This is a genomic window from Brevundimonas sp. FV1ye29L (genome assembly GCF_058681095.1).
The window spans coordinates 1931634-1947942 of record NZ_CM178730.1 but is presented as its reverse complement, the minus strand read 5'-3'; the positions used below and the strand labels follow the sequence as shown (position 1 = coordinate 1947942).

Here is a 16309-nt window from a genome sequence, read left to right as displayed (position 1 = left end):
ATCAGATCGCCGGCCGGCGCCCCGCCGCCTCGACGCCCAGATAGGCGATGACGTCGCGACGGTCCGCAGCGTCGGGCAGGCCCGGGAAGGTCATCTTGTTACCCGGCAGGAAGGTGCGCGGGTTCTGGAGCCAGTGGTCGATGCGGTCGCCGTCCCAGACGAAGCCGGCGGTCTTCAGGGCGGTGGAATAGTTGAAGCCGGGACGGGCGCCCGCCGGCCGCCCGATGACGCCGGACAGGTTGGGGCCTGTCATATTGGGGCCGCCCGGCGTGATCGTATGGCACGAGCGGCAGCGGGCGAAGGCGGCGCGGCCATTTTCCAGATTCGCCTGGTTGTAGGGGGCAGGCAGGGCGGCCAGCATCGTCGCGCGCTGGGCCTCGGTCAGTTCAGGTACAGGCGGCGCTGCGGCGGACGGTTCGGCCTCGCCACAGGCCGTCAGACCCAGAATCAGTCCGCCGATCGCCAGTCCCGTCAAACGTCGCATGGTTCACTCCCGCTGCCCGCAGTCTGATACCGCAACGGCCGGCCGACGCAATCGGCGTCGGCTGCGACCATAGAGAGGCGACGCCCTATGGACCTTTGCCTGTCGCACCTGATAATCACTCACACAAACGGGGATGGCCATCCGACAGGCGAGCCGCCCGCACGAGTGTATGTTGAATGTCCAGAACCATAAGCCTGAGCGAGGCCCGGATCGGGGATCGCGGCGTCATCACCGGCGTCGGGGCGCACTGCCACCACAAGGCCGAGGCGATCGAGCTGGAGCGCCGCCTGCTGGAGCTGGGTTTTGTCGAGGGCGCGCGGATCGAGCTGATCCACGAAGGCCTGTTCGGTCGCGATCCCATCGCGCTCAGGGTCGATGACATGCGTGTGGCCCTGCGGCGTCGGGAAGCCGCAAGCCTGACCGTCGAATTGTTCGCCGAGGCGGCGGAATAGATGGACGTCGCCCTGCGCTCGGCCCGGATCGCCCTGGTCGGAAATCCCAACAGCGGCAAGACCGCCCTGTTCAACGCCCTGACCGGCGCCCACCAGAAGGTCGCCAACTACGCGGGCGTCACGGTGGAGCGGAAGGAGGGCCTCGTCCGCGCCACCTCCGGCCGGTCGATGTCTGTGCTGGACCTGCCCGGCACCTATTCCCTGCGCGCCCGCAGCCCTGACGAGGAGGTCACGCGCGACGCCATTCTGGGGCGGCTGGCGGGCGAGGCGGCCCCGGACGCGCTGATCTGCGTGGCCGACGCGACCAATTTGCGGCTGGTGCTCAGGCTCGTGCTGGAGCTGAAACAGGTCGGGCGGCCGATGGTGCTCGCGCTCAACATGTACGACATCGCCCAGCGGCAGGGGTTGCGCATCGATCTGGAGGCGCTTCAGGCCGAACTGGGGGTGCCGGTCGTCACCACCACGGCGACGCGCCGGCGGGGCATCGAGGATCTGGTCGCGGCGGTCGAGGCCGCGACGCCGGCGACCTCAACAACGGGCGAAGGCCAGTGGCAGGCGCCCGACGCCGCCGCCATTCGCCTGGCCCATCGTCAGGCCGAACGGATCATGCGCGCCTGCGTCCGTCCGCCCGAGCGGCCCGACACCCTGACCGGCAAGGTGGACGCCGTCCTGCTGCATCCCGTGGCCGGTCTGCTGATCCTGATGGCCCTGCTGTTCGTCATGTTCCAGGCCGTCTTCGCCTGGGCCACCCCGGCGATGGATGCGATCGAGGCGGGCTTCGGCCTGCTGGGGTCCGGCGTGGCGGCGATCGTGCCTGACACAGGCGCCGCCTGGCCGCTGGTGGAGAGCCTGATCGTCGACGGTCTGATCGCGGGCGTGGGCGGGGTGCTGGTCTTCCTGCCGCAGATCGTCATCCTGTTCGCCTTCATCATCCTGCTGGAAGACTTCGGCTATATGGCCCGGGCTGCCTTCCTGATGGACCGCATCATGGGCGGCGCGGGCCTGCACGGCCGGGCCTTCATCCCCCTGTTGTCCAGCTTCGCCTGCGCCATACCGGGCGTGATGGCCGCCCGGGTGATCGACGCCCGGCGCGACCGGCTGACCACCATCATGGTGGCGCCGTTGATGACCTGTTCGGCGCGCATCCCGGTCTATGTGCTGATCATCGGCGCCTTCATTCCGCAGCAGACGGTCTGGGGCTTCGCCAGCCTGCAGGGACTGGTCATGTTCGGCCTCTATGCCGCCGGCATCGTCAGCGCGCTGCTTGTGTCCTTCGTCATCCGAAAGGTGTTCTGGAGGGGGGCGGTCGAACCGTTCATGATGGAACTGCCGACCTACAAGATGCCCGACCTGCGAAGCGTCGGCTTCAACCTGTGGTTACGGGCCAGGATCTTCATCGAGCGGGCGGCGCGCATCATTCTGCCGTTGATGATCATCGTCTGGGTGTTGTCGACCTTCCCCTATCCCCCCGAGGGCGCAACGCGTCCGGCCATCGACTATTCCTTCGCCGGCATGATCGGCCATGCGCTGGAGCCCGTCTTCCGCCCGATCGGCTTCAACTGGCAGATGGTCATCGCCCTGATCCCCGGGATGGCGGCGCGCGAGGTGGCGGTCGCGGCCCTGGGCACCGTCTATTCGATCGCCGACGCCGAGAGCGCGGGCAGTCTGCTGGGCGCGACCCTGGCGTCGCAATGGTCGCTGGCGACGGGACTCAGCTTCCTGGCCTGGTATGTCTTCGCGCCCCAGTGCGTGGCGACGCTCGGCGTTGTGAAGCGCGAGCTGAACAGCTGGAAATGGATGTGGGTCATGGTCGTCTATATGTTCGCCCTGGCCTATCTGGCGTCGCTGGCGACCTATCATACGGCGCTCGCCCTTGGCGGAGGCGGGATCGGGGGCTAGAGCGGTGTTCTCAACAGTCCGTCACCCTCGGGCTTGACCCGAGGGTCGGACGATCCGCCGCCTGTGCGACGACTTTGACGCACAGATTCCGAACTGCACCCGATCCTCGGGTCAAGCCCGAGGACGACGGGATTGAAGCGAGGGCGGCGAGCTGCAGGACCAGACAGGGGCTCTGCCGCCAATGCCCGCCACCGTCTTCGTCGTCGCCGTCACGGGTTTGCTGGGCCTGATCATCGGCAGTTTTCTGGCTGCCGTTTCGGTCAGGCTTCCGCGGGACGAGGACGTGGTCTTCGCCCGATCGCACTGCATGAGCTGCCAGCGGTCGCTGGCGCCCTGGCATATGGTTCCGGTGCTCAGCTGGCTAATCCTTCGCGGCCGCTGCGGCTGGTGCCGGGCGGCGATCTCGCCGCGCTATATCCTGATTGAACTGGCGGCTGGAGGGATCGGCGTCTGGTCGGGGCTCGCCGGTCTGGCCCATCCGGACGCGTCCTGGTGGACGGTAGGGACGACGGCCCTGCTGGGCTGGCAACTGCTGCTGATCGGTCTGATCGACGCCGAGCATTTCTGGCTGCCAGACGTGCTGACCTGGCCTCTGGTGCTTACCGGGCTGGCGGCGGCGGCCTTTCTGGGTCAGGCCGTTCCGTGGTCGCAGATCATCGGCGTCGGGGTCGGCTTTGGCCTGCTCTGGGGGATTGCAGCCCTGTACCGGCTGGTGCGCCGGCGCGAGGGACTGGGCGGCGGCGATCCGTTCCTGATGGCCGGGGCGGGGGCCTGGGTCGGCTGGCCGGGTCTGCCCAGCGTCATGCTGTGGGCCTGCGCCTGCGGGTTCAGTCTGGTGCTGGCGCGGCTGATCCTGAGACGGCCGGTCAGCGGGACGGATCGCCTGCCGTTCGGGACGTTTCTGGCGGTCGGGATCTGGCTGACCTGGCTGTGGGGGCCGCTGGGGCTCTAGCGCCCGGTCACCAGCTTGGCGACGATATGGGCCGTGGTGTCTATGACGGCGTCAGCCGGGGTGTCGCCGCGTTTCAGCAGTTCGAAGCCGTCGGCGGCCGATTCGACCAGACTGGCCACCTGATAGGAGGTCAGGCGGGGATCGAGGCCCGGCGCATGATAACCTGTGGCGTGGGCGCGGGCGATGCGCCGTTCCAGCGCAAGGTGGACGCGACGGAGCCGCCGGATACGGCTTTCGACGAAGCCCGGCTCGCCCTTGTCGGCCAGCATATGTTCGATGCGCAGCACCGGCCCGTGCTCGCGCCATTGCAGCAGGACATCGACGACATAGCCGCGGGCGATTCGGAAGGCGCCGTCGCCCGACCAGTCGCCGTCCAGCTGGGCCGCCAAAGGCTGGAAATCGGCGGCGGCGATGTCGCACAGCGCCAGAACTGTCTCTTCTACGGTTTTGAAATAGGTGTAAAAGTTGGAAGGCGACACGCCCGCATGGGCCGCCACGTCCGCCACCCGGATCTCACCCAGATGTTTGCGGTCCAGCAAGGCCCGGCTGGCGCCCAGAATGGCCGAGCGGGTGCGGCCGCCGCGCGCGCCGATCCGGTGTCCCAGCTTGTTGGTCGTGCTCGCAGGCATCGTTCTCTCAGGCCCGGGGAGCGCCGCAGAGGGGTGGTGGTGCCGGCTGCAGGAATCGAACCCGCGACATCCAGTTTACAAAACTGGCGCTCTACCAACTGAGCTAAGCCGGCTTTCCGGGCGCTTATGCTGGCGTCCGGCGCGCGGGGCAAGGGGCTTGGTCTACTCAAGCGCCGCTGCGATCCGTGCAGCCAGTGCTTTCAATGCATCCGCATCGGCCATCGGCGCATGGCCGTGGCCCTTCAGCGCGCGGTCGGACCAGCGGGGAATCACGTGGAAATGCAGGTGGAAGACGGTCTGGCCGCCGGCCTCGCCGTTGAACTGCATGATCGAGAAGCCTTCGGGCGACAGGGCCCGGGTCACCGCCAGCGCCGTGCGCTGGACGGCCGCCGTCAACTGGGCGAGGTGTTCAGGCGCGATGTCCAGCAGGTTCTGCGCCGTCGAGGTCTTGTGGATGACCAGAACATGCCCCTCGGATTGGGGAAACACGTCCATGAAGGCCAGGATGTTGTCGTCTTCCCACACCCTGGCGGCAGGAATTTCCCCACGCAGGATTTTGGCGAAGATGTTGGCGGGGTCGTAGGCGCCGGTCAGGCTCATGGGCGGTCTCCTCTGTCGGGTCGAGCCTAGCAGAGACGGGCTTTGCCAGGCGACGGTTTCCCTCCTAAACCCTCGGTCATGCCGAAGCTGACCAGCACCGTTGATCCGTCGAGCGCCGCCTTCAGGGCCCTGAAGGCGCACAACGAGGCGCTGGTCGCCGACCTGCGCGAGAAGGTGGCCAGGGCCGCGCTGGGCGGGTCTTCGGCCTCGCGTGAACGCCATGTTTCCCGGGGCAAGCTGCTGCCGCGCGACCGGGTCGAGCGGCTGCTGGACCCCGGGTCGCCGTTTCTCGAGATCGGGCAGCTGGCGGCCAACGGCATGTATGGGACGAAGGATGATCCCGAGGGGGCGCCGGGCGCGGGGATGATCTGCGGCGTCGGGCGGGTGTCGGGGCGCGAGGTCATGATCGTCGCCAACGACCCGACGGTGAAGGGCGGCGCCTATTTTCCCCTGACGGTGAAGAAACACCTGAGGGCGCAGGAGATCGCCGAACAGAACAACCTGCCGTGCGTCTATCTGGTCGACAGCGGCGGGGCGAACCTGCCGCACCAGGCCGAGGTCTTTCCGGACCGTGACCATTTCGGCCGCATCTTCTTCAACCAGGCGCGGATGAGCGCGCGCAACATCCCGCAGATCGCCTGCGTCATGGGGTCGTGCACCGCCGGCGGCGCCTATGTGCCGGCCATGTCGGACGAGACGGTGATCGTGCGCAACCAGGGCACCATCTTCCTGGCCGGGCCGCCGCTGGTGAAGGCCGCGACCGGCGAGATCATCTCGGCCGAGGATCTGGGCGGGGCCGAGACGCACAGCCGGAGGTCCGGCGTAGTCGACTATGTCGCCGAGAACGACGAGCATGCGCTGGAGATCGTCCGCGACATCGTCGGCCATCTGAACAGCGTCAAACGGGTCGATCTGGACGTGCGCGAGCCGCGCGCCCCGGCACTGGACGCGGCGGATCTGTACGGGATTATCCCCGACGACGTGCGCGCCCCCTATGACGTGCGCGAGGTCATCGCCCGGGTCGTGGACGGGTCCGAGTTCGAGGAGTTCAAACGGGACTATGGGGCGACCCTCGTGTGCGGCTTCGCGCGCATCTGGGGCTATCCCGTCGCCATCCTGGCGAACAACGGGGTGCTGTTCAGCGAGAGCGCGCAGAAGGGCGCGCATTTCATCGAACTGGCCTGCAAGCGGAAGATCCCGCTGGTCTTCCTGCAGAACATCTCCGGCTTTATGGTCGGCGGGAAATACGAGGCCGAGGGCATCGCCAAGCACGGGGCCAAGATGGTCACGGCCGTGGCGAGCGCCGAGGTCCCCAAATTCACCGTCCTGATCGGCGGCAGTTTCGGCGCAGGCAACTATGGCATGTGCGGCCGGGCCTATTCGCCGCGCTTCCTGTTCACCTGGCCCAACAGCCGGATCGGCGTGATGGGTGGCGAACAGGCCGCCTCGGTGCTGGCCACGGTCCACCGCGATGCTGAAACCTGGTCGGCTGAAGAAGCCGAGGCCTTCAAGGCCCCCGTGCGGCAGAAATACGAGGACGAGGGCAACCCGTACTACGCCACCGCGCGTTTGTGGGACGACGGCGTCATCGACCCGGTCCAGACGCGCGACGTGCTTGGCCTGGCGATCTCGGCGAGTTTGAACGCCCCGATAGAGGACACGACCTTCGGCGTGTTCCGGATGTAACTGGAGTTGCACGATGACTGACGAACCCACCGAAGCCGAGCTGAACGCTCTGGACATCACCGACGCCGAGGCGGCGGAGATCAACGCCATCGCCAATCCCCTGCTGGCCGACCCGGCGCCGGATGCGGACGACGATCTGGTGCAGATCGATTCCACGGCGGACGGGGTGGTGTTCATCACCCTCAATCGTCCGGCGAAGAAGAATGCCTTTGACGCCGCCACCGTCGCCGCCCTGTATGAGGCGTTCGAGACCCTGCACGGGGCCGATCACGTGCGGCTGGTCTTCCTGCGCGGGGCGGGCGGTGCCTTCTGCGCCGGGGCCGACCTGGGCTGGATGAGCGATGCGGTCGGCTGGTCCGAGAGCGACAATCGTAACGACGCCATGGGGCTGGCGAAGATGCTGAAGGCCCTGCACGACATTCCCGCCCTGACCGTGGCCCTGGTCGAGGGTTCGGCCATGGGCGGCGGCGCCGGCATGGTCGCCGCCTGCGACATGGCGGTGGCGGTCGAGGGGGCGCGGTTCGCCTTCTCCGAGGTGAAGCTGGGCCTGATCCCCGCGACCATCGCCCCCTATGTCATCGAGGCCGTGGGCGCCCGCCGTGCGCGCCAGCTGTTTCTGACCGCCAACATCTTCGACGCCGACTATGCGGCCCATGCCGGGCTGATCGACATGGTTCTGCCCGAGGGGTCGATGGACGAGTTCATCTCCATGCTGACCGACAGCCTGACCGCCAATGCGCCGGGCGCCATGGGCGAGGCGAAACGTCTGGTCCATGACCTGGCCGGCAAGACCCTCGACCACGGGGTGATGGAGGAGACCGCCAGACGCATCGCCCGCGCCCGCGTCTCCGCGGAAGGGCAGGAGGGCGTCCGCGCCTTCCTCGACAAACGCCCGGCGAAATGGGCGGAGTAGAAAAGATGACTCCGTCATCCTCGGGCTTGACCCGAGGATCAGGGGGAAGTGCAGTCTGTGCGTTGGTCCAGTCGCACGAGCGGCGGATCCTCCGGCCCTCGGGTCAAGCCCGAGGGTGACGGAAGGGGAGTGTCGATGTTCAAATCCGTCCTTGTCGCCAACCGTGGCGAGATCGCCTGTCGCGTGTTCCGGACCGCCCGTCGCATGGGCATCCGCACCATCGCCGTCTATTCCGAGGCCGATGCGGACGCCCTGTTCGTGCGCGAAGCCGATGAGGCGGTGCTGATCGGGCCGGCGCCGGCGCGCGAGAGCTATCTGGTGCAGGACAAGGTGCTGGCGGCGGCCAGGGCGACGGGCGCCGAGGCCATCCATCCCGGCTATGGCTTCCTGAGTGAAAACGCCGAGTTCGCCGAGGCGGTTCAGGCGGCGGGTCTGATCTGGGTCGGCGCGCCTGCGGCCTCGATCCGCGCCATGGGGCTGAAGGACGCGGCCAAACAGTTGATGGTCGAGGCGGGGGTGCCCGTCACGCCCGGATACATGGGCGCGGACCAGTCGCCCGGGCGGCTGAAGTCCGAGGCCGACGCCATCGGCTATCCGGTGCTGATCAAGGCCGTGGCCGGCGGCGGCGGCAAGGGGATGCGGCGGGTCGATGAGCCGGAGGCGTTCCTCGATGCCCTGGGGTCGTGCCGGCGCGAGGCGGCGTCCAGCTTTGGCGATGACCGGGTGCTGATCGAGAAATACATCCTGAGCCCGCGCCATATCGAGGTTCAGGTCTTCGGCGACAGCCATGGGACGGTCGTCCATCTGAACGAGCGCGACTGTTCGTTGCAACGCCGCCACCAGAAGGTGATCGAGGAGGCCCCCGCGCCCGGCATGGATGCGGCCACGCGGGCGGCGATCACGGATGCGGCAGTGCGGGCGGCCAGGGCCGTGGACTATATCGGGGCCGGGACCATCGAGTTCATCGCCGATGCGTCGGAGGGCCTGCGCGCGGACCGGATCTGGTTCATGGAGATGAACACCCGGCTGCAGGTCGAGCATCCGGTGACCGAGGCGATCACCGGCGTCGATCTGGTCGAATGGCAGTTCCGGGCGGCGGCGGGCGAGCCCACGCCCCTGAAACAGTCAGATATTCCATTGAACGGCTGGGCCATGGAGGCGCGGCTGTATGCCGAGGACCCGGCGAACGGGTTTCTGCCCAGTATCGGACGGCTGGAGCATTTCGTGCTTCCTGACGACATCCGGGTCGATACCGGGGTGGAGCAGGGCGGGGAGGTCAGCCAGTTCTACGACCCGATGATCGCCAAGCTGATCGTGCATGAGACGTCGCGGGAGGCCGCGGCCACGCGTCTGGCGGACGCCTGCGGCGAGGTCGAGGTCTGGCCGGTGAAGACCAATGCGGGATTCCTGAAGCGGTGTCTGGAGCATCCCCGTTTTGTGGCGGGAGATGTGGATACGGGGTTCATCGGGGCGGAGGAGGACAGTCTCGCGGCGGCGCCATTGTCGGACATCGGACTTCAGGGCGCGGCTCGCGTGATCCGGTTCAAGGATGGGGCGGTTGGACGCGATCCGTTTGCACCTTGGGACGCCTGGAACGAGGCTGCGGGTTTTAGGCTTAACTGCAGTCGCGCCCTCCACCAGACCGTTTTTGTCGATGGTGTCCGCACAGCGATCGAGATCGATGAATCCCTCGCCGCCCACTACGATCATTTGGAGCCTGAACACGGCGCCACGGTGTATTTCGAGAACGGAAGGCCGTTTCATGTCTCCGCCTTGGCGCCGCGAGGCGCTTCCGGCGGCGCTTCGGCCTCTGACGGCGCCCTCCGCGCCCCCATGCCCGGCAAGATCGTCGCGACGCCGGCGAAGGTTGGAGAGGCCGTGACCAAGGGCCAGCCGGTGATCGTGCTGGAGGCGATGAAGATGGAGCATGCCTTGACCGCACCCTTCGACGGAGTGGCGGCCGAGGTCAATGCGGCGGTGGGCGATCAGGTCGGGGCGGATGCGGTGCTGGCCGTGGTCCGGGCGAACCCAGAATAGGTCGCCCCTCTCCCCTTGGGAGAGGGAGAGGTATTCGCCCTCTTGAGCCCCGCCGCGCTGCGGCCTATCCAAACCTCATGCGGCAGACCTTTGACGAAACCACCGATCCGTCCTTCGGGGCCAAACATCTGCCCCTCGTGCGGGCGCAGTTGAAGGCGCAGGGGCTGGATGGCCTGCTGGTGCCGCATGAGGACGAATACCAGAACGAATATCTTCCCGAGGCCAATGAGCGGCTGGCCTGGGTGTCGGGCTTCACCGGGTCGGCCGGGGCGGCCGTGGTGCTGATGGACCGGGCGGCGGTGTTCGCCGACGGACGCTATACGGTGCAGGTCCGGGCCCAGGTCGATCCAGCGCAGTTCGAGATTCTCGATTTCGTCGAGGGCGGGGTGCCGGCGTATCTGGAGCGGGCGCCGAAGGGGGCGGTGATCGGCTATGACCCGCGTCTGCACAGCCCGGATGCTCTGGCGGTGCTGCGGCGTGCGGCGGAGAAGGCCGGGGCCACGCTGAAGCCCGTCTCTCCCAATCCGCTGGATCTGGCCTGGGGCGACGCGCGTCCGGCACAGCCGCAGGCGCCGGTCGCGCCGCACGAGGAACGCTACACGGGTGAGACGGCCGGGGCCAAGCGGGTCCGCATCGGCGCCGCGGTGGCCGCCGCCGGGGCCGAGGCGGCGGTTCTGACGGCGCCGGCGTCGCTGGCCTGGCTGTTCAACATTCGCGGCGGCGATGTGATCCGCACCCCCTTGCCGCTGGGACAGGCCATCGTGGCCGCAGATGGTTCGGCGAGCCTGTTCCTTGATCCGGCCAAGGTGACCAATGAACTGCCCGGCTGGCTGGGCGATACGGTGACGCTGGAGACGCCGGACGCGCTGGAGGCCGCGCTGGACGAACTGTCGGGCAAGGCTGTTCTGCTCGATCCGGGCCTGTCCTCGGCCTGGGTGTTCGACCGGCTGGAGGCGGCGGGGGCGACCGTGGTGCGCGGGATGGATCCCTGCACCCTGCCGCGTGCGGCCAAGAATGCGGTCGAGATCGAGGGCAGCCGTCAGGCCCATATCCGCGACGCGGCGGCCCTGAGCCGCTTCCTGCACTGGGTGGCGACGGAGGCGCAGGAGCAGCTGCCGGACGAACGCGCCGTGGTGACGAAGCTGGAGGGCTTCCGTGAGGAGACCGGCATGCTGAAGGACCTGTCGTTCGACACCATCGCCGGGGCCGGGCCGAACGGCGCCCTGCCGCACTACAAGCCCGTCGGCGCCAAGATCCGGAAGATGGAGCGCGGCTCCCTGCTGCTGGTGGACGGCGGCGGCCAGTATCTGGACGGCACCACCGATGTGACCCGCACCATGGCCGTGGGCGAGCCCTCGGCCGACCAGAAGCACAAATTCACCCTGGTGCTGAAGGCCCATATCGCCATGGCGACGATCCGCTTCCCGGCCGGGACGACGGGGCACCAGCTGGACGCCATCGCCCGTGCGCCGATGTGGGCGGCCGGCTTCGACTATGACCACGGCACCGGCCACGGCGTGGGTTCCTATCTGGGCGTCCACGAAGGACCGCAGCGGATCGCCAGGGCGTTCAACAGCCAGCCCCTGCTGACCGGCATGATCCTGTCCAACGAACCCGGCTATTACCGCGAAGGATCGTGGGGCATCCGCATCGAGACGCTTCAGGTGGTGACGGCCCCCGAGCCGATCCCGGGCGGCGAGCGGCCGATGCACGGTTTCGAGCAACTGACCTTCGCCCCCATCGACTGGCGGCTGATTGACGTGTCGATGCTGACCGGGGCCGAGCGGGCCTATGTCGACGCCTATCACGCGGAGACCCTGGCGAAGGTCGGACCCTTGCTGGCCGAGGGGGTGCAGGCGGATGCGGCGGCCCTGGCCTGGCTGACCGAGGTCTGCGCGCCGCTTTGAGGGCGTCGCGCGGCGTGGTAGAAGCCATTCTACCATGCTGAACATCAAGAACCCAAAGGCGCATGAACTGGCTCTGGCCGTCGCCTCCGAAACGGGCGAAAGCCTGACGGACGCCGTCATTCACGCGCTCGAGGACCGGTTGACGAAGGCGCGCGAGGCGAATGCGGCCAGACCGTTCGACAAGGCCGCCGCCATGGCCTTGCTGGATGAGATTCATGCGGACCTGCCGCAGTGGTTTCTCGACGAAGAGGATTCCACGGCCTTCCTCTACGATCCCCAGACGGGTCTGCCCGCGTGATCGTCGATCCTTCGTCGCTGGTGGCGGTCCTGAAGCGCGAACCGGGCTACGAAGTCTATCTCGACGCCCTGATCCGGGCCGCGACGGAGGGAAGGCCGATCCGCATCGCGACGGCCAGCGCCTTCGAGTTCGGCATGGTGATAGACCGGCTGAAGGACGACAGACTGTCGCGCAATGTCGACAGGCTGATCGTGCAGTTTCGCATCCAGCCGGTCGATGTATCGACCACCCACGCTACGGCGGCCCGTCGGGCCTATGCGCGATTCGGCAAGGGCAATCACCCGGCGCGACTGAACTTTGGCGACTGCTTTTCCTACGCCTTGGCGGAGGAATCGGGAGAGCCGCTGCTGTTCAAGGGGGATGATTTCGGCAGGACCGACATCGTTTCCGCAATCTGACCTTGCGTTGCCTGCTCCGGGCGCCGAACTGAGGCATGCATCACCAAAGGAGTCTGCCTCATGAAGACGCGCACACTCGGTCCGAACGGACCCGAAGTCTCGGCCATCGGTCTGGGCTGTATGGGAATGGCGGCCTTCTATGGCCAGGCCTCGGACGAGGGACAGGCGGCGGCGGTGATCCACCGGGCGCTCGATCTGGGCGTTACCTTCTTCGACACGGCCGAGATGTACGGGCCGCACACAAACGAGATCCAGGTCGGCAAGGCCCTGGCCGACCGGCGCGACAAGGCCTTCGTCGCCACCAAGTTCGGCATCGGCTACAACGCCGACCGGACGGCCCTGACGGTGGACGGCTCGCCCGCCAATGTGCGCCGGGCCATCGAGGGCAGTCTGAAGCGGCTGAACATGGATCACGTCGACCTGTACTATCTGCACCGGGTCGATGCGAACACGCCGATCGAGGAGACGGTCGGGGCGATGGCCGAACTGGTCACCGAGGGCAAGGTCCGCTTCCTCGGCCTCTCGGAAGCGGGGCCGGAGACCATCCGCCGGGCCCATGCGACCCATCCCATTACGGCCCTGCAGACCGAATATTCGCTGTGGAGCCGCGAGCCGGAGGACGGAATCTTCGCCACGGTGCGCGAACTGGGCATCGGCTTTGTGCCCTACAGCCCCCTGGGCCGGGGCTTCCTGTCGGGCGACATCAAATCGATCGACGATCTGGAGCCGGGCGATTTCCGCCGCAGCAACCCCCGGTTCATGGGCGAGAACTTCCAGAAAAACCTCGATCTGGTCGAGGCCGTCAAGGCGATCGCGGCCGACAGGGGCGTCACCGCCGCCCAACTGGCCCTGGCCTGGGTCCTGGCCCAGGGCGAGGATCTGGTTCCGATCCCGGGGACCCGGCGCATCGCCACCCTGGAGCAGAATGCAGCGGCCGCCGACATCGTGCTGACGCCGGAAGATCTTGCGGCCATCGAGGCGGTGTTCCCGAAGAACGCGGCGGTCGGGCACCGCTATGCCGAGGCGGCGCGGAGCGCGTTGAACCGGTAGGCCGCATCACACAGTCTCCCCGTCGCGACCGGAGTCGCGACGGGGAGGTGCAGGGGCAGGGGATCAGAAGGTGGCCGTCAGACTGACCTGGAACACGCGTCCGGTCTCGAGATAGCCGCCGTTCCGGTCGTTGGAGATGTAGGTCTTGGACTCGCCGATTGTGGTCCAATAGGTCTCCGCATCGAGCAGATTCCGCACCGACATCCCGGCTTCGATCATGGGCGTGACCTGATAGGCGACGCCGAGGTTGAGCTGGCTCAGCGGCTGGATGAAGACGTCCGGCTGGGTGTTCTGGATGCCCGCCAGACGTTTGTCGGTGAAGTTGTACCAGAGATTGGCGCGCAGACCGCCCCACTCATAGAACAGCTCGGCGTTGTAGATCAGCTCCGGGGCCAGCGGCAGGGCGCCGGTGCGGGTGGCGGACCCGACGCGATAGTCGGCCTCGGTCTGCTGCAGGGTGATGTTGCCGCCGACGCCGAAGCCCGAAAGCCAGCCGCCGTCCAGAATGGATGCGAGATTGTAGCGCCCGGAGAGCTCAATTCCGGTTGCATTGCCGGACAGGCCGTTTTCCGGCCGGGTGTAGGCGATCCCGTCAATCGTCTGCGTGGTCCGGGTGCTGGTGACCAGCAGGTTCTCGAGCGTCTTGTAGTAGATCGCCGCCTGGAAGACGACGCCATCCTTGCCATAGTATTCCAGGCCGAGATCGTAGTTCCACGACTCGACCGGGGCGAGATCCGGATTGGGTTGCGAGATGGCGATGATCGCACCGGAGTTGCCGTCGGCGCGGGTGATGCTGGTCGGTCCGGCCAGTTGGTCGAAGGACGGCCTGCTGTAGCTCGACCGCGCCGCGCCACGCACGACGACGGAGTCGTTGGGCCGCCAGACGGCCAGAAGCGTCGGGTCCAGGTGGTCATAGTCACGGTCGGAGGAAACGAACCGCGAGCCATCTGCATCTTCGAGATAGAACTGGGCCTTGAACGTATTCTGCTCGTAGCGCAGGCCGGGGATGATCTCCAGATTGCCGAAGGTCAGGGTCGCGGTCGCATAGGCCGCAGCCCGGCTTTCCTCACCCTGCGTCAGATTGCGCGCGACCGCTGCCGCCGAAGGCTTCTGCGGGGCGACATACTGGGCGATCTGGGCCTTGATGAAGCCGCGGTCGACGATGATCATCGGACGGGCGATCGAGGCGCCCATGAACTGGTTCAGAGGCGTGCCCGGAACCTGGGCATAGGCCGGACCGACCACCACGGCGCCATTGTGAAGGTTTCCTCCCTGGGTCGGCGTACGGAAGTTGAAGCCACGGTCATCACCGCTCAGACGACGGCCGTCACGGTTCGAGTCCTCATACAGGCCGCCCACAGCCGCACTGCTAAGAAGACCAGAGCCGGTCCAGGTCAAATCTCCCTTCACCGTCGCCTTGTCTTCCGACAGGAACTCATAGCCTTCGACGATGTAGCGCTGGGTCTGTGCGCCCAGGTCGCGATAATAGGCGGCAGCGCCGGATGACATGATTGGTTGCGGGGAGCGCGGGTCTGACAGGTCGAGTCGAAGACCCTCGGCGGCCACGCCGGTGTTGCCCGGAGTTCCGATGTAGGAAATCGTTCGCCACGCCGCCTCGATACGGCTGGGCGCATCGAACCGACCGTCGGCATAGGCCGCTTCCAGGGCGGCGGTCAGGGCTCCAAGGCGGAACTTGCCGCCGACCTGGGCCGAGAACAGCTCCTGTTCAACGTCTTCGGTGCGGAAGTAGTTCGCCGGGTTGATGCCATAGGGCGTGTAGTCGCCGGCTGCGTTGTAGGCGCCGCCGTTCGGGTTCGGGCTTCGCTGCGCCACGACCGGCGTGACGCCGACGATCGAGTTGGTCAGCTCATTGCGCAGACCTGACTGGTCCATGTCGTTGGTGTTGTTATAGACGGCGTAGTTGATGCGCGCGAACAGATCCATCGGCGCCGTGCGATAGTCCAGGGCGGTCGTCGCACCATACCGCTCTACCCGTGATCTGAAGAAGTTCCACTGCAGACCCACGCCCGACAGGGCGTTGCCGTTTTCGCGCTGGGTGCCGACATTGGCGCGGCTGGTGACATAGGCGCTCTGGACGGCGACCGACTCGGCCGCGCTGTCGCGTTGCTCGTAGTAGGCGGCGCCATAGAAGCCGAACTGGTTCTGGCTGCCGAAGCGATGGGCGAAATCGGCTCCGACGGCGCCGCCCAGGGCATCCTGATCGCGCTCATGGGCCAGTTCGGCGAACTGGCCGAGCGTGCGGACGCGGACCAGGGAGTCGCTGAAGTCGAAAGCGCTGGGGGTCTTCAGGTCCACAATGCCGGCGATGGCGTCGGCGTCCTTGGCCGCGCCCGGAGTCTTGTCCAGATTGATGCCGGCGACAGCGAAGGGCGAGAACAGGTTCAGCGAGATGGAGCGGCCGCCCGAGGTCTGCGGCAGACGCAGGCCGTCCAGGGTGTAGGCGTTATAGGCGGTGTCGAAGCCACGGATGGTGGCGTATTGGGCCTCGCCGGTGGCGGTCTGGTTGCGACCCATGTCAAAGCTGACCGAGACGCCAGGCAGGCGGCGCGCCAGGTCGGCGATATTGGTCTGGCTGTTCAGGGCGATGTCGCCGGTGGAGACGATGTCGATCACCCCGACCGTCAGTCGTTCCTCGACGATCGGCTCGACGACGCGCTGGCCGGTAACCACGACGTCATCGACGGTGGCGGTGTCCGTCTGCTGCTGGGCCTGGGCCGCAAAGGCCAGGCTGGCCAACGCCAGACCGGAGGTTGCACAAAGGAGAACCCGCGCGAGCCTCGCGCGGGCGGCTGTGGTCGATGTCATGGTAAGCCCCGAAATTCCTGATGGGATCGGTCCGAGCCGGACCGTCGGGCGGGGCGTTAGGCGGGCGGCATGTCCGGCTTGTGATGAGATGTTGAAGGGGGTGTGAAATGACCGTTTCCACCCCGTCAAAAAGCCCGCGCGCAGATATTGGCCGGCATACGCGGCCGATATGGCACAG

The 16309-nt window shown here is 67.1% G+C and carries 14 protein-coding genes and 1 tRNA gene; 10 read left to right on the top strand and 5 right to left on the bottom strand.

Going from position 1 to position 16309, the window contains the following annotated elements; all coding sequences use genetic code 11:
- Position 1: 1 nt before the first annotated feature.
- Positions 2 to 484 carry a c-type cytochrome gene (locus ACW17W_RS09525; RefSeq protein WP_492076630.1) on the bottom strand — a complete coding sequence of 161 codons (483 nt, stop codon included), beginning with the start codon at positions 482 to 484 and terminating at the stop codon, positions 2 to 4.
- A gap of 176 nt (positions 485 to 660) precedes the next feature.
- Between ACW17W_RS09525 and ACW17W_RS09520 the strand changes: the two genes are divergently transcribed.
- The 3 genes from ACW17W_RS09520 to ACW17W_RS09510 all read left to right on the top strand — a co-directional run bounded on the left by ACW17W_RS09520 (position 661) and on the right by ACW17W_RS09510 (position 3787).
- Positions 661 to 936 carry a FeoA family protein gene (locus ACW17W_RS09520; protein ID WP_492076629.1) on the top strand — a complete coding sequence of 92 codons (276 nt, stop codon included), beginning with the start codon at positions 661 to 663 and terminating at the stop codon, positions 934 to 936.
- Positions 937 to 2835, top strand: coding sequence for a ferrous iron transporter B (gene feoB, locus ACW17W_RS09515; RefSeq protein WP_492076628.1), 1899 nt, complete (start codon positions 937 to 939; stop codon positions 2833 to 2835).
- 181 nt (positions 2836 to 3016) lie between these two features.
- Positions 3017 to 3787: a prepilin peptidase gene (locus ACW17W_RS09510; protein WP_492076627.1), complete on the top strand. Its 771-nt coding sequence runs from the start codon at positions 3017 to 3019 to the stop codon at positions 3785 to 3787.
- Here ACW17W_RS09510 and ACW17W_RS09505 read toward each other — a convergent pair.
- The 3 genes from ACW17W_RS09505 to ACW17W_RS09495 form a co-directional block, all read right to left on the bottom strand.
- A complete protein-coding gene (locus ACW17W_RS09505) occupies positions 3784 to 4416 on the bottom strand; it encodes a TetR/AcrR family transcriptional regulator (RefSeq protein ID WP_492076626.1) in 633 nt (210 codons plus the stop codon). The genes ACW17W_RS09510 and ACW17W_RS09505 overlap by 4 nt on opposite strands.
- A 37-nt stretch (positions 4417 to 4453) precedes the next feature.
- Positions 4454 to 4529, bottom strand: a tRNA-Thr gene (locus ACW17W_RS09500).
- A 49-nt stretch (positions 4530 to 4578) separates the two neighbouring features.
- Positions 4579 to 5016, bottom strand: a complete 438-nt coding sequence (locus ACW17W_RS09495) for an HIT family protein (protein WP_492076625.1) — start codon at positions 5014 to 5016, stop codon at positions 4579 to 4581.
- A gap of 78 nt (positions 5017 to 5094) precedes the next feature.
- Here ACW17W_RS09495 and ACW17W_RS09490 point away from each other — a divergent pair, with 78 nt between their 5' ends.
- From ACW17W_RS09490 to ACW17W_RS09460, 7 genes are all read left to right on the top strand, one after another.
- On the top strand, positions 5095 to 6702 hold the full coding sequence (locus ACW17W_RS09490) for a carboxyl transferase domain-containing protein (RefSeq protein ID WP_492076624.1): 1608 nt from the start codon (positions 5095 to 5097) through the stop codon (positions 6700 to 6702).
- 13 nt (positions 6703 to 6715) lie between these two features.
- The gene (locus ACW17W_RS09485) at positions 6716 to 7615 is read left to right on the top strand and encodes an enoyl-CoA hydratase-related protein (protein WP_492076623.1); all 900 of its coding nucleotides are present in this window, start codon (positions 6716 to 6718) and stop codon (positions 7613 to 7615) included.
- 135 nt (positions 7616 to 7750) lie between these two features.
- The gene (locus ACW17W_RS09480; protein WP_492076622.1) at positions 7751 to 9652 is read left to right on the top strand and encodes an acetyl/propionyl/methylcrotonyl-CoA carboxylase subunit alpha; all 1902 of its coding nucleotides are present in this window, start codon (positions 7751 to 7753) and stop codon (positions 9650 to 9652) included.
- 77 nt (positions 9653 to 9729) lie between these two features.
- The gene (locus tag ACW17W_RS09475; protein WP_492076621.1) at positions 9730 to 11559 is read left to right on the top strand and encodes an aminopeptidase P family protein; all 1830 of its coding nucleotides are present in this window, start codon (positions 9730 to 9732) and stop codon (positions 11557 to 11559) included.
- Between the two features lie 34 nt (positions 11560 to 11593).
- Positions 11594 to 11857, top strand: a complete 264-nt coding sequence (locus ACW17W_RS09470; RefSeq protein ID WP_492076620.1) for a type II toxin-antitoxin system VapB family antitoxin — start codon at positions 11594 to 11596, stop codon at positions 11855 to 11857.
- Complete coding sequence (locus tag ACW17W_RS09465) at positions 11854 to 12255, top strand: type II toxin-antitoxin system VapC family toxin (RefSeq protein WP_492076619.1); 402 nt, start codon at positions 11854 to 11856, stop codon at positions 12253 to 12255. Before ACW17W_RS09470 ends, ACW17W_RS09465 begins: the two co-directional genes overlap by 4 nt.
- A 60-nt stretch (positions 12256 to 12315) precedes the next feature.
- Positions 12316 to 13305, top strand: coding sequence for an aldo/keto reductase (locus ACW17W_RS09460; RefSeq protein ID WP_492076618.1), 990 nt, complete (start codon positions 12316 to 12318; stop codon positions 13303 to 13305).
- 63 nt (positions 13306 to 13368) lie between these two features.
- On the opposite strand, the gene ACW17W_RS09455 is transcribed toward ACW17W_RS09460, so the two are convergent.
- Positions 13369 to 16131 (bottom strand): TonB-dependent receptor, encoded by a 2763-nt coding sequence (locus ACW17W_RS09455; protein ID WP_492076617.1) that lies wholly within the window; start codon positions 16129 to 16131, stop codon positions 13369 to 13371.
- Positions 16132 to 16309: the final 178 nt, after the last annotated feature.

Excerpts from the sequence above, each read along its gene's own strand:
- ACW17W_RS09455 (WP_492076617.1), bottom strand. The coding sequence starts at position 16,131 with ATGACATCGACCACAGCCGCCCGCGCGAGGCTCGCGCGGGTTCTCCTT.
- ACW17W_RS09460 (WP_492076618.1), top strand. The coding sequence starts at position 12,316 with ATGAAGACGCGCACACTCGGTCCGAACGGACCCGAAGTCTCGGCCATC.
- feoB (WP_492076628.1), top strand. The coding sequence starts at position 937 with ATGGACGTCGCCCTGCGCTCGGCCCGGATCGCCCTGGTCGGAAATCCC.
- ACW17W_RS09490 (WP_492076624.1), top strand. The coding sequence starts at position 5,095 with ATGCCGAAGCTGACCAGCACCGTTGATCCGTCGAGCGCCGCCTTCAGG.
- ACW17W_RS09505 (WP_492076626.1), bottom strand. The coding sequence starts at position 4,416 with ATGCCTGCGAGCACGACCAACAAGCTGGGACACCGGATCGGCGCGCGC.
- ACW17W_RS09495 (WP_492076625.1), bottom strand. The coding sequence starts at position 5,016 with ATGAGCCTGACCGGCGCCTACGACCCCGCCAACATCTTCGCCAAAATC.
- ACW17W_RS09520 (WP_492076629.1), top strand. The coding sequence starts at position 661 with ATGTCCAGAACCATAAGCCTGAGCGAGGCCCGGATCGGGGATCGCGGC.
- ACW17W_RS09480 (WP_492076622.1), top strand. The coding sequence starts at position 7,751 with ATGTTCAAATCCGTCCTTGTCGCCAACCGTGGCGAGATCGCCTGTCGC.
- ACW17W_RS09475 (WP_492076621.1), top strand. The coding sequence starts at position 9,730 with ATGCGGCAGACCTTTGACGAAACCACCGATCCGTCCTTCGGGGCCAAA.
- ACW17W_RS09510 (WP_492076627.1), top strand. The coding sequence starts at position 3,017 with ATGCCCGCCACCGTCTTCGTCGTCGCCGTCACGGGTTTGCTGGGCCTG.
- ACW17W_RS09470 (WP_492076620.1), top strand. The coding sequence starts at position 11,594 with ATGCTGAACATCAAGAACCCAAAGGCGCATGAACTGGCTCTGGCCGTC.
- ACW17W_RS09485 (WP_492076623.1), top strand. The coding sequence starts at position 6,716 with ATGACTGACGAACCCACCGAAGCCGAGCTGAACGCTCTGGACATCACC.
- ACW17W_RS09525 (WP_492076630.1), bottom strand. The coding sequence starts at position 484 with ATGCGACGTTTGACGGGACTGGCGATCGGCGGACTGATTCTGGGTCTG.